Raw genomic sequence first — 21,716 nt, forward strand, 5'->3', positions numbered from 1 at the left:
GCTAGCCCACCAGCACCGTGGCCAACGGCCGTGATGGCCGTGATGGCCGTGCGGGCAGGGTGGCAAGCGGTTCGGTGCGGTGCAGCTGTTCGGAGGCGATCAACGCGGACCAGCGCGCTTCCAGCTGCTCGCAGGCCTGCGCAACGGCGTCGGCCGTCATCGTGCCCCGCGCCTGCTGCAGGTCCACCTGGGCGTGCAACAGATCGCGCACGCTGCGGTAGAACTCCGAGTCGTAGGCGCCATGGAACATCATCGCCAGGTCGTCGCTGTCCTGCCAATGCGTCTTGCCGCCGAGCTGGTTCTTCACTTCTTCGTAGAACTTGGTGCCGGGCAACGGATACGACACGCTGACGCCGATGATGTCCGGATTGGCCTGGCTCACCAATGCGCGCGTGGCCAGGATGTCTTCGAGTTCTTCGCCCAGATAGCCCAGCTGGATGAAGAAACCCACGCGGATTCCATGCGCGCCCAGTCGCTGGCGGGCGGCGATCACCCCGGCCACGTCGGTGCCCTTGGTCATCCTGTCGAGGATGCGCTGGCTGCCGCTTTCCGCACCGATCCAGGCCTCTGCACACCCGGCGCGCGCCAGTGCCGCGGCCATGCGTTCGCTGGCCAGATCCGCGCGGGTCTGGATGGTGAATGGAATCGCACCATCGGCCTCGCTCAGGCGCTGCGCAAATGTCTCCACCCAATCGATATGAAAGCCGAAGATGTCGTCGGCCATCCACAGGTGATCGGGCTGGAAGTTGCGCTTGAGATGGATCATTTCGGCGGCCACGTCCTCGGCGCCGCGACGGGTGTAGTGGTTGCCCCAGATCGGCTTGGCGCACCAGTTGCAACGGAACGGGCAACCGCGCGAGGCGGCCATGTTCAGGCTGAAATAGCCGTGTCGCTGCCGCCAGAAGCGTTGGTAGCGCGGCATGTCGACCAGGTCCCAGGCCGGTAGGCCGCTCAGGCGCGGATCCGGTGGCTGCGCACCCGGATGCGCGCGTACCGCCGTCGGATCGCTGCTGGCGATGCGCGCGACACCGGCCAGCCAGGCCTGCGTGTCGATCTGCCGATTGCGTTCGACCCGCTCGATCAATTCGATCAACGGCGCGATGCCTTCGCCGATCAATACCGCATGCGCACCGGCGGCCAGGAACGCGTCCGGGTTGTCGGAGGCATCCGAGCCCGCCACCAACACACGGCAGCCGGCCGCGCGCGCCTGTCCGATCATGCGGCAGGCCGCCTCGCGCATGCGGCTCAGGCACATCTTGGTGAGGAAGTTGAAGTTGTCCTCGTAGAACACCACCAGCTCCGGCTGCGCATCGTGCAGCGCGCCGGCGTAGTCCTCGACGCCGTCGGCCAGCATGGCGTCGAACAGGCTCACGGCATGCCCGCGCTCGCGCAGCAATGCCGCGATCTGCAAGGTGGCCAGCGGCGGGTAAGGCTTGCCGCGCTCCCATTGCTTGGGGTCGTAACGCAGGAAATACGAATGACTGACCTGGATCTTTAGCATCTGCACAAGGCTCTCGTTCTGTCGCCAGGTGGCGCGCAGCGGCGGCGTGCGCAGACACCGGCATTCGGCTCGGCAGTAGGTGCGCGCACAGGCGTCTTTGGTTGCGCCGCTGCGTTGCGCATGGCGGTGACAGGGTGCATCCGCGCATCGCGCACGGCGATGCAACCTTCGCACCTGCCCTCGGCACATACCGGCTGATCGGTGCATTGGATGACAGGCATGCCGCAGTCGGCTGCGTTGGCGCAATACCAGCCGCTGGAACAGACGGCGCAGGCCGCGGTGGCGGCGGACCCGTTCGGCGAGCAACGCGCGCGTGCCTTCAGCGTGCAGCGGCAGATTCTCGGTGCGCTGTTCCACTTCCATAGCGACAGCCCGGCGCTGCTGGCCCTGGTCGATGCCGCCTATGCCGGCCTGCCTGCACATCATCTGGCCGGCGCACCGCAGTTCCATCTCACCCTGGATCTGCTGCCGCGCGCGCACGGCAGCGTGGCCGCCGAGCCGCCACCGGTGCGCACGCATGCGGTGGGCGGCCTGATCTGCGGCGTGATGGACGCCTGCAACCATCTGATGCTGTCGATCCCGGAGCGCCGCGCCATGCTGGTGGTCTCCGAGGACATGCTGGCGCATGCGTACCACGTGCGCTACGAACTGATCGAGTTTGCGGTGTTCCTGCTGGCCGCGCGGGGCATGGGCCTGGTGCCGCTGCACGGCGCCTGCGTGGGCCGGCGCGGCCGCAGCGTGCTGCTGCTCGGCGCCAGTGGCGCGGGCAAATCCACGCTGGCGCTGCACAGCCTGCTGCATGGGCTGGAGTTCATCGCCGAAGACGGCGTGTTCGTGGCGCCGGACAGCCTGCTGACCACCGGCGTCGCCAACTTCCTGCATCTGCGGCCCGAAGCCCTGGGCCTGGTCGATGCGCCCACCCGCGCATGGATCGCTGGCTCGCCGATCATTCGTCGCCGCAGCGGCGTGGAAAAGTTCGAAGTCGACATCCGTCACGGCCAGGCCACGCTTGCGCCCGCGCCCTTGCAGCTGGGTGCCGTGGTGATGTTGTCCAAGCGGCCTGCCAGTACCTCGGGCAATGGTTTGTTGATGCCGGTGCCAGCCGCGCAGATAGCGCCGTGCCTGCAGCGCGACCAGCCCTATGCCGCCGGTCAGCCCGGGTGGCAGCGCTTCGTGGCGCAGGTGCAGCGCATCGGCATGTTCACCCTGCACCGTGGCCCGCATCCGCAGGCCTGCCTGGATGCCTTGCTGCAGGTGCTGCAATGAGACAGCTGCGCGACCGGCCGCATGCGCGTGTCGGCACTGCAGGCGGTGTGGGCGGCTGATGTATCGGCATGCGCGCAATCGGTTCGGGGCGGTGCTGCATCGCTTCGTCGACACGCTGGTGCCGGCGGACCGGCCGGCCGTCGCACTGTACGTGGCATTGTCGCTGGCGGCCGCATTCGTCGGCAGCCTCGTGGCGGTATGTCTGTTGCCGCTGGTGCAACCCGGCCACAGCGTGCAGCTGGCCGGCTACCGGCTGGCCGTGCCCGGTGGCCTGCCGATGCAGGCCGGCGTGTTCGTCGTCGTCAGTGTGCTGTTTGCGCTGTTGCGTTGGCACGGCGCGCGGCTGGCCGCGCGCCTGACCGCCGGGTATGCGCTCGGCCTGCGCCAGCGCGTGCATGCGGCGCTGATGGATGCGCCGCTGCCGGCCTTGTCGGGCGCCAGTTCGGCGGAAATCGCCAACGTGCTCACCTACAACATCGAAATCGCCACACAAGGGTTCAGTGCGGTCTTGCAGTTGCTGGTGGCCGGCATCACCGCGCTGGTCAGTGTGTGCGTGGCGGTGTTGATCGTGCCTGCGTTGCTGCTGGCGACACCGCTGCTCGCGCTGCTGGCATGGCTGGGCCTGCGCATCTCCAGCAGCGATGTGCAAGCGCGCATCAGCCGCGCCTACGTGGCCGACATGACCCAGCTGTTCTGGTTGAGCGAGGACTTCCCGCGCCGCCTGCGCCATGTGCGCTCGTTTCAGCGCGAAGCGGTGGAAACCCTGCAGTACGAGCGCATGTCCACCCGCCTGGCACAGGGTTATGCGCAGCAGCAGGAACTGGTGGCTGCCAGCCGCCTGGTGCTGGAGCTCACCGCGGTGGCTGCCATCGCCGGCATCCTGGTGCTCGCCAACCTGTGGCAGGGCGCCGACCGCGCCGCCTTGATCACGGTCAGTCTGTTGCTCGGCCGCCTGCTGCCGTATCTGGTCACCACGCGGCAGAGCGTGCAGCAGTTGCGATCGGCCTGGCCGGCGCTGCAGCTGTGGCGACGCTACGTGGATCTGGGCACCGCAGGTGCGCATGCATCCAACGCGGTTGCCGACCCGTTGCCGGCGGTGCTGCATGTGGAGCGCATCGATCTGGCACCGCCGCTGCCCGCGCTTGCGATCGACGGCCTGCTGCTCGTGGCGGGGGAGATGACCTTGGTGGTCGGCCCCTCCGGCATCGGCAAGAGCAGCCTGATGGACGTGCTGTCCGGGCAAACGCCGCCGCTGTTGTTCCAGGCGCAGATGAGCGGGCGTCGGCTGGATTTTGCGGCCTATCGACACCTGATTCGCCACAGCGCCTACGTCGGCCAGGCGGTGCGGCCATGGCAACGCAACGTGCGCGAGTGCCTGGACTGGGCGCTGCCGGGGACGCCCGATTTCCGCATGTGGGAAGTGCTGTGCGATGTCGGCCTGAGCGCACGGCTGCAGCGCGAAGGGCAGGGCCTGGACACCGTCATCAATGGGCAGGAGGGGCGCCTGTCCGGCGGTGAGTTGCAACGTCTGTTGCTGGCGCAGGTGTTGCTGCGTGCCCCGACCCTGGCGCTGCTGGACGAGGCCACCAGCGCCCTCGATGCGGATGCCGAACAGCAGGTACTGGTGACGTTGCGGCAGCGGTTGCCGCAGACCGCACTGGTGGTGGTGTCGCACCGCACCAGTCTGGCCGCGGTAGCCGACCGCACGGTTGCGCTGGGCGGTGCACCTGCCGCGAAAGCGCAGGGCAGGGTCGCGGCCATGGCAACCCGCCGCGGCGCATGAGCGCGCAGCGGCGACGCACAACGGTCAGCCGGCGATCTCTTCCAGCGCGCGATTGCGCGTCCGCGGCCCGAAGACAGCGATCACGCTCGCCACGATCGACATGCTGATCACGATGAAGCCCAGCACGCCATGGCTGCCGACCTGGGTGAGCAGCCAGCCGATCAGCACACTGCTCACCGCCGTCGACAAGCGGCTGAACGAATAGCAGAACCCCACCGCCCGCGCACGCAGGCCGGTGGGAAACAGCTCGGCCTGGTAGCCGTGATAGGCAAAGCTCATCCAGGCATTGCAGAACGCAATCATCGCCCCGCACGCCACCATGCCGGCGGCCTGGTGCTGCAGCGAAAACAGCACGCCGAACAGCACCGCGCCCAGCGCCGATGCGGTGATCTGCCATTTGTTTTCCCAGCGCTGCGCAAAGCGCAGCAACAGCAGCGGCGCCAGCGGGTAGGCCAGCGAGATCGCAAACGCATAGGCCAGACTCTTGGTCACCCCGGTGCCCTGCGCCGCGATCAGCGCCGGTAGCCAGTTGCCGAAGCCGAAGAAGCCGATCGCCTGGAAGACATGGAATACCACCAGCATGCCGATACGCCCGCGGTACGGCGCGCGCCACAGCAGCGACAGCTGCACCTGGACGGCGGGCAGGGCGTCGGGCGCCTGCGGCTTCGGCAATGGCGCACCCAGGTCGCGCTCGCAGCGCGCCTCCAGTTGCGCCAGCACCGCATCGGCCTCCGTGTAGCGGCCCTGGCTGGCAAGCCAGCGGGCCGATTCCGGCAGGCGGCTGCGCAGCCACCAGATCGCCAGTGCGAACACGCCGCTCAGCAGCACCACCCAGCGCCAGCCGCTGACGCCCAGGGGCGCGTGCGGCACCAGCAGCCATGCACTCAGTGCCACCGCCGGCACCGCCAGGAACTGCACGAAGAACGCAAACGCGAACGCCGCGCCGCGCATATGCCGGGGCACCAGTTCGGACAGGTAGGTGTCGATGGTCACCAGCTCGATGCCCAAGCCGATCCCGACCACGAAGCGCAACACGATCACGCCGGTGGCCGTGCTCTGCAGCCCCATCGCCACGGTGGCCGCGGTGTACCAAACCAGGGCGAGGGTGAACACCAGGCGTCGACCGAAGCGATCGGCGAACGGGCTCAGCAGCGCGGCGCCCACGAACAGCCCCAGAAAGGTGGCTGCGGCGAATGCGGCCTGATCGGACATGCCGAATGCGCCATCGCTACCCTGGGCGAAGATGCCGTCGGCGATCAGGCCGGGGCTGATGTAGGCGGTCTGGAACAGGTCGTACAGCTCGAAGAAGCCGCCCAGCGCCAGCAGGCCGACCAGCCGCCACAAGCTGGCGCTGGCGGGCAGGCGATCGATGCGCGCGGCAATCTGTGCAACGTCGGCACTGCGCGCGGATACAGCAGGGGAGGCCATGGTCGTAGCGTGCAGCCAAGTGAACGCCATCATAGCCAGCGGCCGCTCGCCACCCGGCGCGTGCTTCGTCGGGCGCTCGACGCGTTCGTGCCGGCGTCCATGCCGGCCGGCTGCCGATCGGTTGACGCAGGCGCATGGGCGCCTCCCGCTTACGGCCGAGGCCGCTGGCTCGCCGTCCCGCTGTTTGATTGCTGGAATGCTGTAATCCCGCGCGGCGGCGCGCAGGCGGCTGGCAATGCCGGCGGTCGGCCCCATCTCTGGCACATCCTCTTTGATCCGGAGTCATTTCATGACCCCTATTTCCGTGCTCGATCTGGCGCCAGTCTGCGAAGGCAGCGACACCACCCGCGCCTTCGCCAACATGCTGGACTTGGCACAGCACGCCGAGCGTTGGGGCTACCAGCGCTATTGGCTGGCCGAACACCACAACATGCCGGGTATCGCCAGCGCCGCCACCGCGGTGCTGATCGGCCATGTGGCCGGCGGCACCAAGACCATTCGCGTCGGTGCCGGCGGCATCATGCTGCCCAACCACGCACCGCTGCAGGTGGCCGAACAGTTCGGCACGCTGGCCTCGCTGTATCCGCAGCGCATCGATCTGGGCCTGGGCCGCGCGCCCGGCACCGACCAACCCACCGCACGTGCGTTGCGCCGTTATTTCGATAGCGCCGACCAGTTCCCGCAGGACGTGGCCGAACTGCTGCGCTACTTCGCGCCGGCCGTGCCGGGGCAGCTGGTACAGGCAGTCCCCGGTGCCGGTCTCGACGTGCCGGTGTGGTTGCTGGGGTCGAGCCTGTTCAGTGCGCGGCTGGCGGCGGCCATGGGGCTGTCGTTCGCCTTCGCCTCGCATTTCGCTCCCGATGCGATGGATGAAGCGGTGGCGATCTACCGCCGCGAATTCCGCCCGTCCGCGCAGTTGGCCAAGCCATACGTGATGCTGGCCTTGAACGTGGTTGCCGCCGAAACGCAGGCGCAGGCACGCCGGTTGTTCACCACCCAGCAGCAGAGCTTCGTCAATCTGCGCCGCGGCAAGCCGGGCAAGATTCCGGCGCCGATCGACGACATCGACAGTTTCTGGCAGCCGCACGAGCGCGCCGGAGTGGAACGCGCGCTCGCCTGCACGGTGCTGGGCGACGCCGAGCAGGTGGCGCAGGGCGTGGCGGCCTTCATCGAGCGGCATGCGCCCGATGAGTTGCTGTTCACCGCCAACATCTACGAGCACAGCGCACGTTTGCGCTCGTTCGAAATCGCCGCCGCCGCGGTGCGCGAGCTGGACGTGACCATTGCGTGATTCACGTCGTTTTGCACGGCGATCCGCTCAGATGCGTGCACATCCATTAGGAAGGCACGCATGCAACTTCACGAACGCAGCGAGAGCATCAAGCAGCTGGCCGAATTGATACGCGGGGTGGACATCGCCATGTTCACCACCGTCTCGGCCGACGGCAAGCTAGTGAGCCGCCCCTTGGGCACGCAGGAGGTCGAATTCGACGGCGACCTGTGGTTCGCCACCGCCGCCGACAGCCCGAAAGTGGCGGAAATCGCCGCCGACCCGCGCGTCAACGTGGCCTACGCCTCGGCATCGAAGAACACCTATGTGTCGGTGGCCGGCACTTCGCAGGTGGTGCACGACCGCGCCAAGATCGAGCAACTGTGGTCGCCGGCGATGAAGGTGTTCTTCCCAGGCGGCAAGGACGATCCCACCTTGCGCCTGATCCATGTACGCGCCGAATCGGCCGAATACTGGGATGGCCCCAGCGGCCTGCTCGGCAAGGCGCTGTATTTCGTCATGACCGCGGTGACCGACGATCCCGGCAGCCTGTCCGACAACCGTGTGGTCGACCTGAAGTAAAGCCCCAATCGGCTACCTCTGATAAATGCAGAACAGGCTGCAAGTGCAGCACAGCGCACGAGTCCCTCGCTTGCGGGATTACCCATCACCTCCGCCCGGTTAGCCCCTCTCCCTGCGGGAGAGGGGTTGGGGTGAGGGTACGAAGCGACTGGAAACTACGATTAGCCTGCGCTTTAAGGCTAGCGAGACCTGCTGCACTGATCCGCCTAACAACATCCCCACTGCGCAGATCAGCACCGGTTGACTCAACCACTGGCAACACCGGGACACGCGCAACCAAAGGCGCTAAAACGTGCGCCGGCTCCAGCCCTATCGCCAAGCCACCGGCCACCATCCGCGAATCAGATCCACCAGCTGATCCGAGGTCACCCCGAACACGGCCACCGAGATCAGCGCCGCCGCCCAGCCTGCCAGCAGCAGCGCGCCGTCGCGTTCCAGCAAGGCCAATGCGAACAACAGCAGGATCAGCCCGAAAATGTAGTTGGTGAACGGGATCGGCAAGGTCAGCAGAACGCCGACCATCACCAGCAGTACGCCGGTGAACACCTGCGCCGGCAGGCGATCCAGCAGCCCATGCAGGCGTGGCTTGAGCAGGCGGTCCAGCCGCCGTAAGGTGGGCGCAAGTTTGGTCACGAAACGCTGGCTGGTACGCCGCCGCGGCCCACGTGCGCCGATGAAGGCCGGCACCCATGGCTTGCGCAGGCAGCACATCATCTGCAGCCCGATCAGCACCGTCAGCGGGCCGCTGATGCCGCCGGCCACGCCGGGAATCGGAATGAACGAGGGCAGGATCGCCAGAAACAGGAACACGCCGAACGCGCTTTGCTGCAGGTCCGCCAGAATCTCGCGCACGCGCAGCACCTGCTCTGGGTCGCCATCGCTGAAGGCCGCCAGCAGGCTGCGGATGCCTTCGTTGCGATAGCGCATCTGGTCCTCGTCCGCATCCCCGGCCGGCGGCCGGCCCTCAGCCGACGATGTCATCGCTGCCCTCGTCGCCGACCCGGCTCAGCAACAGCTTGTCCACGCGCGCGCCGTCCAGGTCCACGATCTCGATGCGCCAGCCGGCCCAGTCGAAGAATTCGCCGGCCTGCGGAATTCGCCCGAAGTAGTAGATGCACAGCCCGGCCAGCGTGTGGTAATCGCCATCCTCGGCGTCCGGCAGCTCGGCGCCCAGCACTTCGCGCAGTTCTTCCACCGGCAGCGAGCCGTCGATCAGCAGCGACCCGTCGGCACGCGTGACCACCAGCGCGTCCTCGTCGGTATTTTCCACCGCCTGCAGACGCCCGACCACCGCGCCCATCAGGTCGCTGATGGTCACCAGGCCACGGATCTCGCCGTATTCGTCCACCACTAGCGCCATCGACTGCTGTTCTTCGCGGAAGATCTCCAGCAGCTTCATCGCATGCGTGGATTCGGACACGAACACCGTGTCGCGCAAGGCCTGGAACAGGTGCGCGCCATGCCCGTCCATGCGCGTGACCAGCGATTTGACTTCCAGCACGCCGGCGATGTCCTGGTCGCTGCCGCGATACACCGGGTAGCGCGAGAATTCGTGTTCGCGCATGACCGCCAGGTTGCGTTCCGGCGCGGCATTGGCGTCCAGCCAGGCAATGCGGTTGCGCGGGGTCATCAGGCTGTCGGCAGTGCGGTCGCCCAGCCGCATCACGCGGTTCATCATGTCGCGCTCGTGCGCGTCGATCACCCCGGCCTCGTGGCTTTCGGCCACCAGCATGCGGATCTCCTCTTCGGTCACCGAGGCCGATTCGTCCTTGCCCATGCCCAGCAGGCGCAGCACCAGCCGGGTGGAACGGGCCAGCACCCATACCCCGGGCGCGGCGATCCTGGCCAGCCAGGCCATCGGCACCGCAACGACGCCTGCGATGTCCTCGGAATTGCGCAGGGCCAGCCGCTTTGGGACAAGTTCGCCGAAGATCAGCGTCAGGAAGGTGATCAACGCCACCGCCAGGGCGCTGCCGATCACCACCGAATACGGGCGCGGCTTGCCGACCAGTTCGAAGGTGGCCGACAGTGCCGGAAACAGTCCCTGCAGCCAGTTGCTGATGGCCTCGCCGATCGCCTCGCCACCGAACACGCCGGTCAGGATGCCGATCAGGGTGATGCCGATCTGGACCGTGGACAGGAAGTTTTCCGGGCTTTCGGCCAGCGCCAGCGCCCGCGCAGCGCGCTTGCTGGAGCCGGCCATCTGCTTCAGGCGGCTCTTGCGCGAGGTCATCAACGACATCTCCGACATGGCGAAGAAACCGTTCAAGACGATCAGGGCGATGACGATCAGAAACTCAACCACGGGCGCAGTCCCCGGTCAATGAAGGGGAGGGCGGGGTTGCACTGCATTGGCCGGCGCGCACGGGGGCGGGGCGGCAAGCGGGGGGGATAGGGTCGTCTTCCATAGGGTGCGCCCGAAGGCGCGGGAGGCATGGTAGCAAACCACAGGGTGGTTCGAGCCGGGAAATGCCGATGTGAAGGCCGTCGCCTGCACCGATATACCCAGACGGGTCATTGAACGGTCATAATTCGCCCTTGGTGCCGTCCTCCCTCGACGGCAGGAAGTTCTCCACCCATGTTCTCGTTGCAGACCATCTTCGGTTCCGGCAAGCAGTTCTATTCGCTCCTGAACGAAGCGGCGCAGGCCGCCTACGACAGCACCAAGGCCTTGCACGCCATGATGCGCGAGTCCGACCGGCAGCCCGCGCTGGACGCCTTCAAGCTCGCCCGCCTGCGCGAACGCGCGGCCTCCGACAAGATCGGCCAGGCCCTGGTGGACAGCTTCATGACCCCGATCGAGCGCGAAGACATCGAAGCGCTGGGCTCGGCGTTGTACAAGATTCCCAAGCAGGTGGAAAAATTCGCCGACCGCTATTCGCTGGCGACCAAGCACCTGGAACACATCGACTTCGCCCCGCGCGCCGCGATGCTGGAACAGGCGGCCGCGGTGGTGGTGGAGATGGTCGACGACCTGCCGCGCATGAACATCGATCGCATGACCGCGCTCAACGACAAGCTGCGCATGCTCGAGAACGAGGCCGACCGGCTGATGCTGGAGTTGTACCGCGACATCTATTCCGGCCGCCTGGACACGCTGCAGATGTTCCTGCTCAAGGAGTTCTTCGAGATCCTGGAAAAAGCCATCGACCGTTGCCGCGAGGCGGGGGTGGTGGTGTACCAGATCGTGTTGAAGAACAGCTGAGGCCGCCGCGTGCTTACCCTTGTACTGGTGGTGATCCTGGCCGCGTTGGTGTTCGAGTTCATCAACGGCTTCCACGACACCGCCAACTCCATCGCCACCGTCGTCGCCACCAAGGTGCTCTCGCCGGGCTGGGCGGTGATGCTGGCGGCCGGCATGAACCTGATCGGCGCCCTCACCGGCACCGCAGTGGCGCTGACCATCGCTTCGGGCCTGCTCAACACCAACGTGGTGGACGTCACCCCGCAGGTGATCCTGTGCGCGCTGCTGGGCGGCATCATCTGGAACCTGATCACCTGGTGGAAGGGCCTGCCGTCGTCGTCCTCGCATGCGCTGATCGGTGGGCTGTGCGGCGCCGGCCTGGCCGCCGCGCACAACAACTGGGATGCCTTGATCTGGTCGGAGAACATCGGCAACTGGGCCAAGAACAAGGGCCTGTTGTGGAAGGTGTTCGTGCCGATGGTCACCTCGCCGATCGCCGGTTTCCTGCTCGGCATCGTGGTGATGGTGCTGCTGTGGGCGATCATCGCCGGCATGTCCAGGCTGGGCGGTCCGATCGGGCGGCTGGCGCGGCCGCGCTGGGTCAATGCCTTCTTCGGCAAGGCGCAGATCGCTTCGGCCGCGTACATGGGCTACGCGCACGGGCACAACGATGCGCAGAAGACCATGGGCATCATCGCCATGACCCTGATCGGCGCGCAGTCGGCCGGCGCGCTGGACAATCTGCCGGGCTGGCTGGCCTTCCTGCACCCGGGTACCGGGCTGGCGGCCGGCGACGGCATCCCGATGTGGATCGTACTGACCTGCGCGGTGGTGATGGCGGCCGGCACCGCGTCGGGCGGCTGGAAGATCATCAAGACGCTCGGCCACAAGATGGTCAAGCTGCATCCCATCCATGGTTTTGCCGCCGAAACCAGCTCGGCCACGGTGCTGACCATGGCCGCGCATTTCGGCATGCCGGTCTCCACCACCCACAGCATCTCCACCGCCATCATGGGCGTGGGCTTTGCCAAAAATCCGCGCTCGCTGCGGCTGGGCGTGATCGAGCGCATCGTCTGGGCGTGGATCCTCACCATTCCCGCTGCCGGCGGTGTGGCCTACCTGATCCTGCGCGCCTTCGAACTGTTCGGCTGGACATGAGTGGTGTCGCGGTGCGGTCATGCACCGTGATCACGATGCAGTGCCATTGGCGCCGGCCGTCCGCATGCAGCGCGATCGCCGGCGCGCCCTGAGCGAGACCCTTCTTCGATGATGCTGGCATTGGTGTGCGTGTTGTTCGGGCTTGCCTGGTTGATCGACCGCCGCGGGCTGCGGCGGTTTTCCCGCACGCTGGGTGCGCTCACGCTGGCGCTGGTGCTGGCGGTGGGCTGCGGACCGCTGCCGTCGTGGATGCTGCAACACCTGCAGCGCACCGGGGTCAACGATTTCGACGCGTGGGGTGCGCGCAATGTCATCGTGCTGCTCGGCGCCGGCACCGTGCGCCCGGAGGGACCGGATGCGGTGGCCGAGGCCAATCTGTTCGCGTACGGCCGCATCGTCGAAGCGGCGCGGTTGTACCAGCAGTGCCATCGTCGCGGTGGCGACTGCAAGATCGAGATCAGCGGCGGCGATGCGCGCGGCCTGGGCCTGTCCGAGGCGGTGGTTTACCAGCGCGTGCTGATCGGGTTGGGCATCGATCGCGCGGACCTGATCATGGAGCCGTCCAGCATGAATACCTGGCAGAACGCCCAGTTCAGCCAGCCGCTGTTGCGCGCGCATCGGCCCGATCGCATCGTGCTGGTGTCCTCGGCCACCCATCTGCGCCGCGCCGAGCTGTACTTCCGCCATTTCGGCATCGACGCGGTGCCGGTGCGCGCCGACTGGCTGACCGCTTCGTGGTCGATCCTGCCGCAGAGCTACAACTTCACCCTGGCCGATGTCGCCCTGCACGAGTACCTGGGCATCGCGCGTTATCAGCTCTACCAATGGCTGGGCTGGAACGTGAAGGCCAGCGAGCCTGGTGCGTTGTGATTGGGGAGTCGGGATTAGGGATTAGGGATTGGGGATTCGTAACGGCTGGTGCGCTGTCAGATCTGTTCGGCTGATGTGCTGGCGACGGTGCTTGCCACTTGTGGATTGACGGCAGCCACGCTGACGCGCGGTGCTTGGAAATGATGATGCGGGTCGATGATGCGTCACCGCACCTTCTCCCGTGCGGCAAGGTGCCCCGCAGGGGCGGATGAGGGGCGCCTTGGAGGGATATCACTGCCTGCGATGGCCAGCGCGTCGCCACGCGCCACCAGGGTGAATCATCGGCTTCACCCTCACACCAACTTTCGCTTCGCACCCCGGCCCGTTTGGCGGCGCGGGCGCTAGAAGACAGGTGCGCAAGCGGCGCCTTCTCGCCCCGATGGGGGCGAAGCTTTAGCTGCTTGGTGTTTTCAGATTTTCCGCCAATTCAAACTTCCAGCGACGCCAGATCGCCCTTGGTTTCCAGCCATTGCTTGCGGTCGCCCGCGCGCTTCTTGGCCAGCAGCATGTCCATCAGCGAACGGGTCTGCTCGCCATCGTCGATGGTCAGCTGCACCAGGCGGCGCGTATCCGGATGGATGGTGGATTCGCGCAGCTGCTGCGGATTCATTTCGCCCAGGCCCTTGAAGCGGGTCACGCTGATCTGGCCCTTCATCTTCTCGCGCGCGATCTTGTCCAGCAGCGTGGTCTTTTCTTCCTCGTCCAGCGCGTAGAACACCTGCTTGCCCACGTCCACGCGAAACAGCGGCGGCATCGCCACGAACACGTGGCCGGCGGCCACCAGCGCAGGGAAGTGCTGCAGGAACAGCGCGGTCAGCAGCGTGGCGATATGCAGGCCATCGGAGTCGGCGTCGGCCAGGATCACCACCTTGCCGTAGCGCAGCCCGGTGATGTCGTCCTTACCCGGGTCGCAGCCGATCGCGATCGCCAGGTTATGCACTTCTTCCGAGGCCAGCACGCTGCCGGAGGCCACTTCCCAGGTATTGAGGATCTTGCCGCGCAGCGGCAGGATGGCCTGGAAATCCTTGTCGCGCGCCTGCTTGGCCGAACCGCCGGCCGAGTCGCCTTCCACCAGGAACAGTTCGGTGCGCGACAGGTCCTGGCTGATGCAGTCGGCCAGCTTGCCGGGCAGGGCCGGGCCCTGGGTGACCTTCTTGCGGACGATCTGCTTTTCGGTCTTCAGGCGCGCGCTGGCGCGGTCGATGGCGATCTGCGCGATCTTCTCGCCGATCTCCACGTTCTGGTTGAGATACAGGCTGAAGGCGTCGTGCGCGGCGCCTTCGATGAAGCCGGCGGCCTGGCGCGAGGACAGGCGCTCCTTGGTCTGCCCGGAGAACTGCGGGTCGGTCATCTTCAGGCTGAGCACGAAGGTGACCCGGTCCCACACGTCCTCCGGCGCCAGCTTGACCCCGCGCGGCAGCAGGTTGCGGAAGTCGCAGAACTCGCGCAGCGCATCGGTCAGGCCCGAGCGCAGGCCGTTGACATGGGTGCCGTGCTGCGCGGTCGGAATCAGGTTGACGTAGCTTTCCTGCACCAGCTCGCCTTCCGGCACCCAGGCCGCGGCCCAGTCGACGATCTCGGTGTCCTTCTTCAGGCTGCCCACGAACAGCTCGGCCGGCAGCAGCTCGTGCTGGGCCATCTCGCCCTTGAGGTAATCGCGCAGGCCGTTCTCGAAATACCAGCTGTCCTGCTCGCCGGTGGCCTCGTCGTGCAGCTTGACGGTCAGGCCGGGGCACAGCACGGCCTTGGCGCGCAGCAGATGGCGCAGCGCACGCACATTGAACTTGGGCGTGTCGAAATACTTGGGGTCGGCCCAGAAACGCAGCCGCGTGCCGGTGTTCTTCTTGCCCACCGTGCCGACCACTTCCAGCTTGGAGGCGGCGTTGCCGTCGCGGAACTCCATACGGTGCTCGCTGCCTTCGCGCTTGATGAACAGCTCGACCTTGGTCGAGAGCGCATTGACCACGCTCACGCCCACGCCGTGCAGGCCGCCGGAGAAGGTGTAGTTGCGGTTGCTGAACTTGCCGCCGGCATGCAGGCGGGTCAGGATCAGTTCCACGCCCGGGATCTTCTCTTCCGGATGGATGTCCACCGGCATGCCGCGGCCGTCGTCGGACACCTCGCAGCTGCCATCCTTGTACAGGGTGACTTCGACCTGCTTGGCGTGTCCGGCCAGCGCCTCGTCGACGGAGTTGTCGATCACTTCCTGCGCCAAATGGTTCGGGCGCGCGGTGTCGGTGTACATGCCCGGGCGGCGTTTGACCGGGTCCAGGCCCGACAGTACTTCAATATCGGCGGCGTTATAACGGGTGTTCATGCATCTCGTTGGCACGTGAAACGACGCGCAAGTGTGCGGGCTGGGGCGACTTTTTGCACGCGGCAGGCGTTCAGTGCAGGGCTGGGTGCGCTTGGCTACCCTGGCGTTGGTTTCGGAACCGAACGTCCCCACCTGAGGATGTGACCGAACCGGAGGACACCATGAAGTTCAAACATATCCTGATGCTCACCCTAGGCGCGGCCGCCGTGGCGGCATTGCCGGCGCTGGCCCAGGCCGCCCCGCAGCAGACCGGGCAGGGCGCCACCACGCAGAAGGCCGACGACGCCAAGGCCAAGACCGAAGCCGAGCGCAAGGCCGAGCGCCGCGCCGCCGCTGCCGCGCAGAAGCCCAAGGCCGACAGCGCCCCGCGCGAGGAAGAAGAAGAGGAAAAGCCGGCGCGCTGATCCTCGCGCATCGGCAACTCGCACCACGCAACGCCCCGACTCAGCCCGGGGCGTCTGCATTTACAGCGGGTTGCAGGCTTTTTTCCGCGCGGGATGACCTCCTCGTCACGCAACCCTTGGGCATTGGCCCATCACCCGTTAAACTATGGCTTTCCGGGAGGCCTTGAGCCCCATGACTCCCCTGATTTTCGTAACAGGCGGTGTAGTGTCCTCGCTAGGCAAGGGCATCGCCGCAGCTTCGCTTGCGTCCATTCTCGAAGCGCGTGGCCTGAAGGTCACGATGATGAAGCTGGACCCCTACATCAACGTCGACCCGGGCACGATGAGCCCGTTCCAGCATGGCGAGGTCTACGTCACCGACGATGGTGCCGAAACCGACCTGGACCTTGGCCACTACGAGCGCTACGTGCGTACGCGGCTGTCGCGCAAGAACTCGGTCACCACCGGCCGGATCTACGAGAACGTGATCCGCAAGGAGCGCCGCGGCGACTACCTGGGCGCCACCGTGCAGGTGATTCCGCATATCACCGACGAGATCCGCCGTTGCATCGACGAGGCCACGGCCGGCTTCGACGTGGCGCTGATCGAGATCGGCGGCACCGTCGGCGACATCGAATCGCTGCCGTTCCTGGAGGCGATCCGCCAGGTGCGCACCGAGCGCGGCGCCGAGAAGGCCATGTTCATGCATCTCACCCTGGTGCCGTACATCTCGGCGGCCGGTGAGCTGAAGACCAAGCCGACCCAGCATTCGGTCAAGGAACTGCGCTCGATCGGCATCCAGCCGGACGTGCTGCTGTGCCGGTCCGAGCAGGCGGTGCCGGATTCGGAGCGTCGCAAGATCGCGCTGTTCACCAACGTGTCCGAGCGCGCGGTGATCAGCTGCCCGGACATCGACGTGCTGTATGGCATGCCGCTGGAACTGCTGCGCCAGGGCCTGGACGAACTGGTCATCGATCAGTTCAAGCTGCGCGACAAGGTCGCCGCGGCCGATCTGTCCGAGTGGGCGGCGGTGGTGGATGCGGTCAAGCACCCGCTGGATGAAGTCACCATTGCGGTGGTCGGCAAGTACGTCGATCACCAGGACGCCTACAAGTCGGTGGCCGAAGCGCTGCGTCACGGCGGCCTGCGCCAGCGCACCAAGGTCAATCTGAAATGGCTGGAAGCCCAGGACCTGGAAGGCAGCGACATGGCGGCCTTGCAGGATATCGACGGCATCCTGGTGCCGGGCGGCTTCGGCGACCGCGGCTTCGAAGGCAAGGTACTGACCTCCAAGTACGCGCGTGAGCACAAGGTGCCGTACTTCGGCATCTGCTACGGCATGCAGGCCGCCGTGGTGGACTACGCGCGCCACGTGGCCGCGCTGGACGCGGCCAACAGCACCGAGAACGATCGCCAGTCGCCGCATCCGGTGATCGGCCTGATCACCGAGTGGCGCACCGCCACCGGCGAAGTCGAAAAGCGCGACGAAAAGTCGGACCTGGGCGGCACCATGCGGCTGGGCCTGCAGGAGCAGCGCCTGAAGCCGGGCACGCTGGCGCGCGAGGTCTATGGTAAGGACGTGGTGGCCGAGCGTCACCGTCACCGCTACGAGTTCAACAACCGCTACCGCACCCAGCTGGAAGATGCCGGCCTGGTGATTTCCGGCAAGTCGATGGACGACACGCTGGTGGAAGTGGTGGAGCTGCCGCGCGAGGCGCACCCGTGGTTCCTGGCCTGCCAGGCGCATCCGGAGTTCCTGTCCACGCCGCGCGACGGGCATCCGCTGTTCATCGGCTTCGTGCGCGCTGCGCGCGAGAAGAAGGCTGGCGGCAAGTTGTTGAAGGAAGCGCGTGCGTGAGTTGTTCTTTCTCCTGTCAGGAGCAGGTGCCCCGAAGCGGCGGATGAAGATGCGCCGCAATGCACTGGAAGGTGGCAGCCATGACGAGCGCATCGCTGCGCGCCAGTTAGGCAAACCATCATGCTTCAGCAGTGCTTCGCAACCGCACCCTCACCCCAACCCCTCTCCCGACGGGAGAGGGCTCAGATCATGGCAATTCCCTTCTCCCGTCGGGAGAAGGTGGCGCGAAGCGCCGGATGAGGGTACGGGCGAAGCCTCATGCACCCAATCACTCAGTTACCACGCGCAAGCCTTACCCTCACCCCAACCCCTCTCCCGATGGGAGAGGGGCTTTAATCAATAGGTGACCTGATGAAACTGTGTGACTTCGAAGTCGGCCTCGACCAGCCGTTGTTCCTGATTGCAGGCCCGTGCGTGATCGAGTCGATGCAGTTGCAGCTCGATGTCGCCGGCAAGCTCAAGGAGATCACCGGCAAGCTGGGGATCAACTTCATCTTCAAGTCGAGCTTCGACAAGGCCAACCGCACCTCGGGCACCAGCTTTCGTGGCCCCGGCCTGGAAGAAGGCCTGAAGGTACTGGCTGCGGTGAAGCAGCAGATCGGCGTGCCGGTGCTCACCGATGTGCATGAATACACCCCGATGAACGAAGTGGCCGCGGTGGTCGATGTGCTGCAGACCCCGGCATTTCTGGTGCGCCAGACCGACTTCATCAGGAACGTCTGCGCCGCCGGCAAGCCGGTGAACATCAAGAAGGGCCAGTTCCTGGCGCCCTGGGACATGAAACCGGTGGTAGACAAGGCCAAGTCCACCGGCAACGAGCAGATCATGGTCTGCGAGCGTGGCGCCTCGTTCGGCTACAACAACCTGGTCAGCGACATGCGCTCGTTGAGCGTGATGCGTGACACCGGTTGCCCGGTGGTGTTCGACGCCACCCATTCGGTGCAGTTGCCGGGCGGGCAGGGCAGCAGCTCCGGCGGCCAGCGCGAGTTCGTGCCGGTACTGGCGCGCGCCGCCGTGGCAGTGGGCATTTCCGGCCTGTTCGCCGAAACCCATCCGGATCCGTCCAAGGCGCTGTCCGATGGTCCCAATGCGTGGCCGCTGGATCGCATGGAAGAACTGCTGGAAACGCTGATGGAACTGGACGCAGTGACCAAGAAGCACGGGTTCGCGCGCTTCGCATGAGTTCCGTGCCGCGGGCGTTGGCAACGCATCGCCAGCGCCGGCGGTGGCGGAAGTGGCCCTGGGGCTGGATGGCCTTAGGTCTGTCGCTCGCTGCATGGGCCTGCCTGGCCGTCATGGTCTTGCTGGTGACCGCCAGCATCGGCATGCCGGGCGACGGCAACCAGGCGATGCAGGCCACGCGCATTCCGATGCTTGTCACGCTGTTGGCAGGCGCGCTGGCGACCGTAGGCGGTCTTGTCGCCAGCCCGGTCGCGTTCTCGCTGCGTCGCCAGCCGGGCGCTGCCGCCATGGGCGTGGCGCTGCTGTTGCTCTTGCTCCTGCTGTTTTGCGTGTCGCTGCCGGGCCTGAGGGCCTAGCTGCGCAGTCGTGCCGGTCAGGCACGCATCGGGCCCATGCGATTTGGCAATGGCGCGGTGTACGGCGATAATCCGGCAGCTTGTTTCCGGTGTACTTCCCCCCTTACTGGTAACCGAACGGACCTATGACCACTATCGCCAAGATCCTCGCCCGCGAAATCCTCGATTCCCGCGGCAATCCCACGCTGGAGGCGGAAGTCACGCTGGCAGACGGCTCGTTCGGTCGCGCGGCCGTCCCCTCGGGCGCCTCGACCGGCACCAAGGAAGCGGTGGAACTGCGCGATGGCGACAAGACCCGTTACCTGGGCAAGGGCGTGCGCCATGCAGTGGACAACGTCAACGGCACCATCGCCGAGACCCTGAAGAATTTCGACGCCGCCGACCAGCAGGGCCTGGACCGTCGCCTGATCGATCTGGACGGCACCGAGAACAAGGGCCGCCTGGGCGCCAACGCGCTGCTGGGCGTCTCGCTCGCCGCTGCGCATGCGGTGGCCGCCTCGCGCAAGCAGCCGTTGTGGCAGTACCTGTCCACCATCACCGAATCGGACGTGGTGCTGCCGGTGCCGATGATGAACATCATCAACGGTGGTGCGCATGCCGACAACAATGTCGACTTCCAGGAATTCATGGTGCTGCCGGTCGGCTGCGGCTCGTTCTCCGAAGCGCTGCGCGCCGGCACCGAAATCTTCCATTCGCTCAAGTCGGTGCTCAAGGGCCATGGCCTGAGCACGGCAGTGGGCGATGAAGGCGGCTTTGCGCCGGATTTCCGCAGCAATGTCGAAGCGCTGGACACCATTCTCGAAGCGATCGGCAAGGCCGGCTACACCGCCGGTGAAGACATCCTGCTGGGTCTGGACGTGGCTTCCAGCGAGTTCTACGACAACGGCAAGTACAACCTGGTCGGCGAGAACAAGCGCCTGACCAGCGAGCAGTTCGTCGACTTCCTGGCCGACTGGGTCGCGCAGTACCCGATCATCAGCATCGAAGACGGCCTGGCCGAGGACGACTGGTCCGGCTGGAAGCTGCTCACCGAGCGCGTCGGCAAGAAGGTGCAACTGGTGGGCGACGACCTGTTCGTCACCAACCCGAAGATCTTCAAGCAGGGCATCGACTCGGGCACCGCCAATGCGATCCTGATCAAGGTCAACCAGATCGGCACGCTGACCGAAACGCTGGAAGCCATCGCGATGGCGCATGCGGCCAACTACGCCTCGATCGTCTCGCACCGTTCGGGCGAAACCGAAGACACCACCATCGCCGACATCGCCGTGGCCACCACCGCCACCCAGATCAAGACCGGCTCGCTGTGCCGCAGCGACCGCGTGGCCAAGTACAACCAGTTGCTGCGCATCGAGCAGGCGCTGGGTTCCGGCGCGCGTTACGCCGGCCGCGACGCGTTCGTTTCGATCAAGCGATAAGCCGTGCGCAACTGGCGCTGGCTACTGCTGGTGCTGGCGGTACTGCTGGCTTGGCTGCAGTACCGCTTCTGGTTCGGGCCTGGGAATTCCGGTGAAGTCATGATGCTGGAAGCCCAGGTCGCGCATCAGACACAGGACAACGAAGGCCTGCGCCAACGCAACCAGGCGTTGGCCGCAGAGGTCAAGGATTTGAAGGATGGCGAGGCGGCAATCGAGGAGCGCGCGCGCAGCGAGCTGGGCATGATCAAGCCGGGCGAGACGTTCTACCGCGTGGTCGAGGATGCGCCGCTGCCATCGCCTGACGCTGCGGCTCCCGCACCGCAAGCGCCTGCCTCCACCGATCCGGTGGACCATCCGTGACCGGCTCGATCTGGGCGATCGTGCCTGCCGCCGGACGCGGCACCCGGTTCGGTGGGCCCACGCCCAAGCAATACCTGCACGCGGCCGGGCAGCCGCTGATGGCCTACACCCTGGCGGCACTGGCCGCACACACGGCCGTGGCCGGCATCCTGGTGGCGATCGCTGCCGACGATGTCGACTGGCCGGGCTGGACGGCGGCGCAGTCCAAGCCGGTGCTGACCTGTGCCGGCGGTGCGACGCGCGCTGCCTCCGTGCTGGCCGGCCTGCTGGCATTGCCCGACAGCGTACGCGCGGACGATTTCGTGCTGGTGCACGATGCGGCGCGCCCGAATCTGGCGTTGGCCGATCTGGACCGATTGCTGGAAATCGGCCGCGGCGACCCGGTGGGCGCTATTCTGGCGGCACCGGTGCGCGACACGCTCAAGCGTGCCGGCGACGATGGCGGCATCGATGGCACCGAGCCACGCGAGCGCCTGTGGCGCGCTCTCACTCCGCAATTGTTTCGCCGGCATCAGCTGATCCGCGGCCTCACCGAGGCCTCGGCCGCCGGGGTGGACGTGACCGACGAAGCGATGGCGATGGAGCGGCTGGGATTGCGCCCCTTGCTGGTGGAAGGGGCCGAAGACAACTTCAAGGTCACTACACCGGCAGATCTGGCGCGTTTCGAGTTCGAACTGGCGAGGCGGGACAGGGGACCCGGGACCCGGGACCCGGACAGCCTCGGTCCACCGTCTACCGTCTTGGCATCTGCCGTTCCGGGTCCCCGGTCCCGGGTCCCCGGTCCCGAAGAGATCTGATCC

Annotated in this window: 18 protein-coding genes and 1 pseudogene; 14 read left to right on the plus strand and 5 right to left on the minus strand. The window is 66.4% G+C overall.

Going from position 1 to position 21,716, the window contains the following annotated elements:
• Nucleotide 1: 1 nt before the first annotated feature.
• Nucleotides 2-1,565 (minus strand): annotated as a pseudogene (locus tag XcodCFBP4690_RS07700) (B12-binding domain-containing radical SAM protein).
• A gap of 155 nt (nucleotides 1,566-1,720) precedes the next feature.
• Here XcodCFBP4690_RS07700 and XcodCFBP4690_RS07705 point away from each other — a divergent pair.
• Nucleotides 1,721-2,767, plus strand: a complete 1,047-nt coding sequence (locus XcodCFBP4690_RS07705) for a phosphoenolpyruvate carboxykinase (ATP) (protein WP_104540407.1) — start codon at nucleotides 1,721-1,723, stop codon at nucleotides 2,765-2,767.
• Between the two features lie 58 nt (nucleotides 2,768-2,825).
• Entirely contained in the window at nucleotides 2,826-4,550 is a 1,725-nt protein-coding gene (locus XcodCFBP4690_RS07710; RefSeq protein WP_104540408.1) for an ATP-binding cassette domain-containing protein, read from the plus strand.
• A 24-nt stretch (nucleotides 4,551-4,574) separates the two neighbouring features.
• Here the strand turns inward: XcodCFBP4690_RS07710 and XcodCFBP4690_RS07715 are convergent, their stop codons facing one another.
• Complete coding sequence (locus XcodCFBP4690_RS07715; RefSeq protein ID WP_104540409.1) at nucleotides 4,575-5,978, minus strand: MFS transporter; 1,404 nt, start codon at nucleotides 5,976-5,978, stop codon at nucleotides 4,575-4,577.
• Nucleotides 5,979-6,267: 289 nt separating this feature from the next.
• Here XcodCFBP4690_RS07715 and XcodCFBP4690_RS07720 point away from each other — a divergent pair, with 289 nt between their 5' ends.
• Nucleotides 6,268-7,269 (plus strand): LLM class flavin-dependent oxidoreductase, encoded by a 1,002-nt coding sequence (locus XcodCFBP4690_RS07720; protein WP_104540410.1) that lies wholly within the window; start codon nucleotides 6,268-6,270, stop codon nucleotides 7,267-7,269.
• 60 nt (nucleotides 7,270-7,329) lie between these two features.
• Nucleotides 7,330-7,830, plus strand: coding sequence for a pyridoxamine 5'-phosphate oxidase family protein (locus XcodCFBP4690_RS07725; protein WP_104540411.1), 501 nt, complete (start codon nucleotides 7,330-7,332; stop codon nucleotides 7,828-7,830).
• 309 nt (nucleotides 7,831-8,139) lie between these two features.
• On the opposite strand, the gene XcodCFBP4690_RS07730 is transcribed toward XcodCFBP4690_RS07725, so the two are convergent.
• A complete protein-coding gene (locus XcodCFBP4690_RS07730) occupies nucleotides 8,140-8,811 on the minus strand; it encodes an exopolysaccharide biosynthesis protein (RefSeq protein ID WP_167394515.1) in 672 nt (223 codons plus the stop codon).
• Nucleotides 8,795-10,135 (minus strand): hemolysin family protein, encoded by a 1,341-nt coding sequence (locus tag XcodCFBP4690_RS07735; RefSeq protein ID WP_104540413.1) that lies wholly within the window; start codon nucleotides 10,133-10,135, stop codon nucleotides 8,795-8,797. Before XcodCFBP4690_RS07735 ends, XcodCFBP4690_RS07730 begins: the two co-directional genes overlap by 17 nt.
• 273 nt (nucleotides 10,136-10,408) lie before the next feature.
• On the opposite strand from XcodCFBP4690_RS07735, the gene XcodCFBP4690_RS07745 reads away from it, so the two are divergent.
• The 3 genes from XcodCFBP4690_RS07745 to XcodCFBP4690_RS07755 all read left to right on the plus strand — a co-directional run bounded on the left by XcodCFBP4690_RS07745 (nucleotide 10,409) and on the right by XcodCFBP4690_RS07755 (nucleotide 13,042).
• The gene (locus XcodCFBP4690_RS07745; protein ID WP_029219564.1) at nucleotides 10,409-11,035 is read left to right on the plus strand and encodes a DUF47 domain-containing protein; all 627 of its coding nucleotides are present in this window, start codon (nucleotides 10,409-10,411) and stop codon (nucleotides 11,033-11,035) included.
• Nucleotides 11,036-11,044: 9 nt separating this feature from the next.
• Entirely contained in the window at nucleotides 11,045-12,172 is a 1,128-nt protein-coding gene (locus tag XcodCFBP4690_RS07750; RefSeq protein ID WP_104540414.1) for an inorganic phosphate transporter, read from the plus strand.
• A gap of 108 nt (nucleotides 12,173-12,280) precedes the next feature.
• The gene (locus tag XcodCFBP4690_RS07755; protein WP_104540415.1) at nucleotides 12,281-13,042 is read left to right on the plus strand and encodes a YdcF family protein; all 762 of its coding nucleotides are present in this window, start codon (nucleotides 12,281-12,283) and stop codon (nucleotides 13,040-13,042) included.
• Nucleotides 13,043-13,469: 427 nt separating this feature from the next.
• Here XcodCFBP4690_RS07755 and parE read toward each other — a convergent pair whose 3' ends face one another.
• Nucleotides 13,470-15,359 (minus strand): DNA topoisomerase IV subunit B, encoded by a 1,890-nt coding sequence (parE, locus tag XcodCFBP4690_RS07760; RefSeq protein ID WP_064508358.1) that lies wholly within the window; start codon nucleotides 15,357-15,359, stop codon nucleotides 13,470-13,472.
• A gap of 161 nt (nucleotides 15,360-15,520) precedes the next feature.
• On the opposite strand from parE, the gene XcodCFBP4690_RS07765 reads away from it, so the two are divergent.
• The 7 genes from XcodCFBP4690_RS07765 to ispD all read left to right on the plus strand — a co-directional run bounded on the left by XcodCFBP4690_RS07765 (nucleotide 15,521) and on the right by ispD (nucleotide 21,713).
• The gene (locus tag XcodCFBP4690_RS07765) at nucleotides 15,521-15,763 is read left to right on the plus strand and encodes a hypothetical protein (protein ID WP_104540495.1); all 243 of its coding nucleotides are present in this window, start codon (nucleotides 15,521-15,523) and stop codon (nucleotides 15,761-15,763) included.
• 172 nt (nucleotides 15,764-15,935) lie between these two features.
• Nucleotides 15,936-17,600: a CTP synthase gene (gene pyrG, locus XcodCFBP4690_RS07770; protein WP_104540416.1), complete on the plus strand. Its 1,665-nt coding sequence runs from the start codon at nucleotides 15,936-15,938 to the stop codon at nucleotides 17,598-17,600.
• Nucleotides 17,601-17,951: 351 nt separating this feature from the next.
• The gene (gene kdsA / locus XcodCFBP4690_RS07775; protein WP_104540417.1) at nucleotides 17,952-18,782 is read left to right on the plus strand and encodes a 3-deoxy-8-phosphooctulonate synthase; all 831 of its coding nucleotides are present in this window, start codon (nucleotides 17,952-17,954) and stop codon (nucleotides 18,780-18,782) included.
• 113 nt (nucleotides 18,783-18,895) lie between these two features.
• A complete protein-coding gene (locus XcodCFBP4690_RS23325) occupies nucleotides 18,896-19,138 on the plus strand; it encodes a hypothetical protein (RefSeq protein WP_410049645.1) in 243 nt (80 codons plus the stop codon).
• Between the two features lie 125 nt (nucleotides 19,139-19,263).
• Entirely contained in the window at nucleotides 19,264-20,556 is a 1,293-nt protein-coding gene (gene eno / locus XcodCFBP4690_RS07785; RefSeq protein ID WP_104540419.1) for a phosphopyruvate hydratase, read from the plus strand.
• A gap of 3 nt (nucleotides 20,557-20,559) precedes the next feature.
• Nucleotides 20,560-20,916, plus strand: coding sequence for a cell division protein FtsB (gene ftsB / locus XcodCFBP4690_RS07790; protein ID WP_104540420.1), 357 nt, complete (start codon nucleotides 20,560-20,562; stop codon nucleotides 20,914-20,916).
• Nucleotides 20,913-21,713, plus strand: a complete 801-nt coding sequence (ispD, locus tag XcodCFBP4690_RS07795) for a 2-C-methyl-D-erythritol 4-phosphate cytidylyltransferase (protein WP_104540421.1) — start codon at nucleotides 20,913-20,915, stop codon at nucleotides 21,711-21,713. The genes ftsB and ispD overlap by 4 nt, the downstream gene beginning before the upstream one ends.
• Nucleotides 21,714-21,716 lie beyond the last annotated feature (3 nt).

The organism is Xanthomonas codiaei (assembly GCF_002939785.1).
In the GTDB taxonomy this organism is placed as follows: domain Bacteria; phylum Pseudomonadota; class Gammaproteobacteria; order Xanthomonadales; family Xanthomonadaceae; genus Xanthomonas; species Xanthomonas codiaei.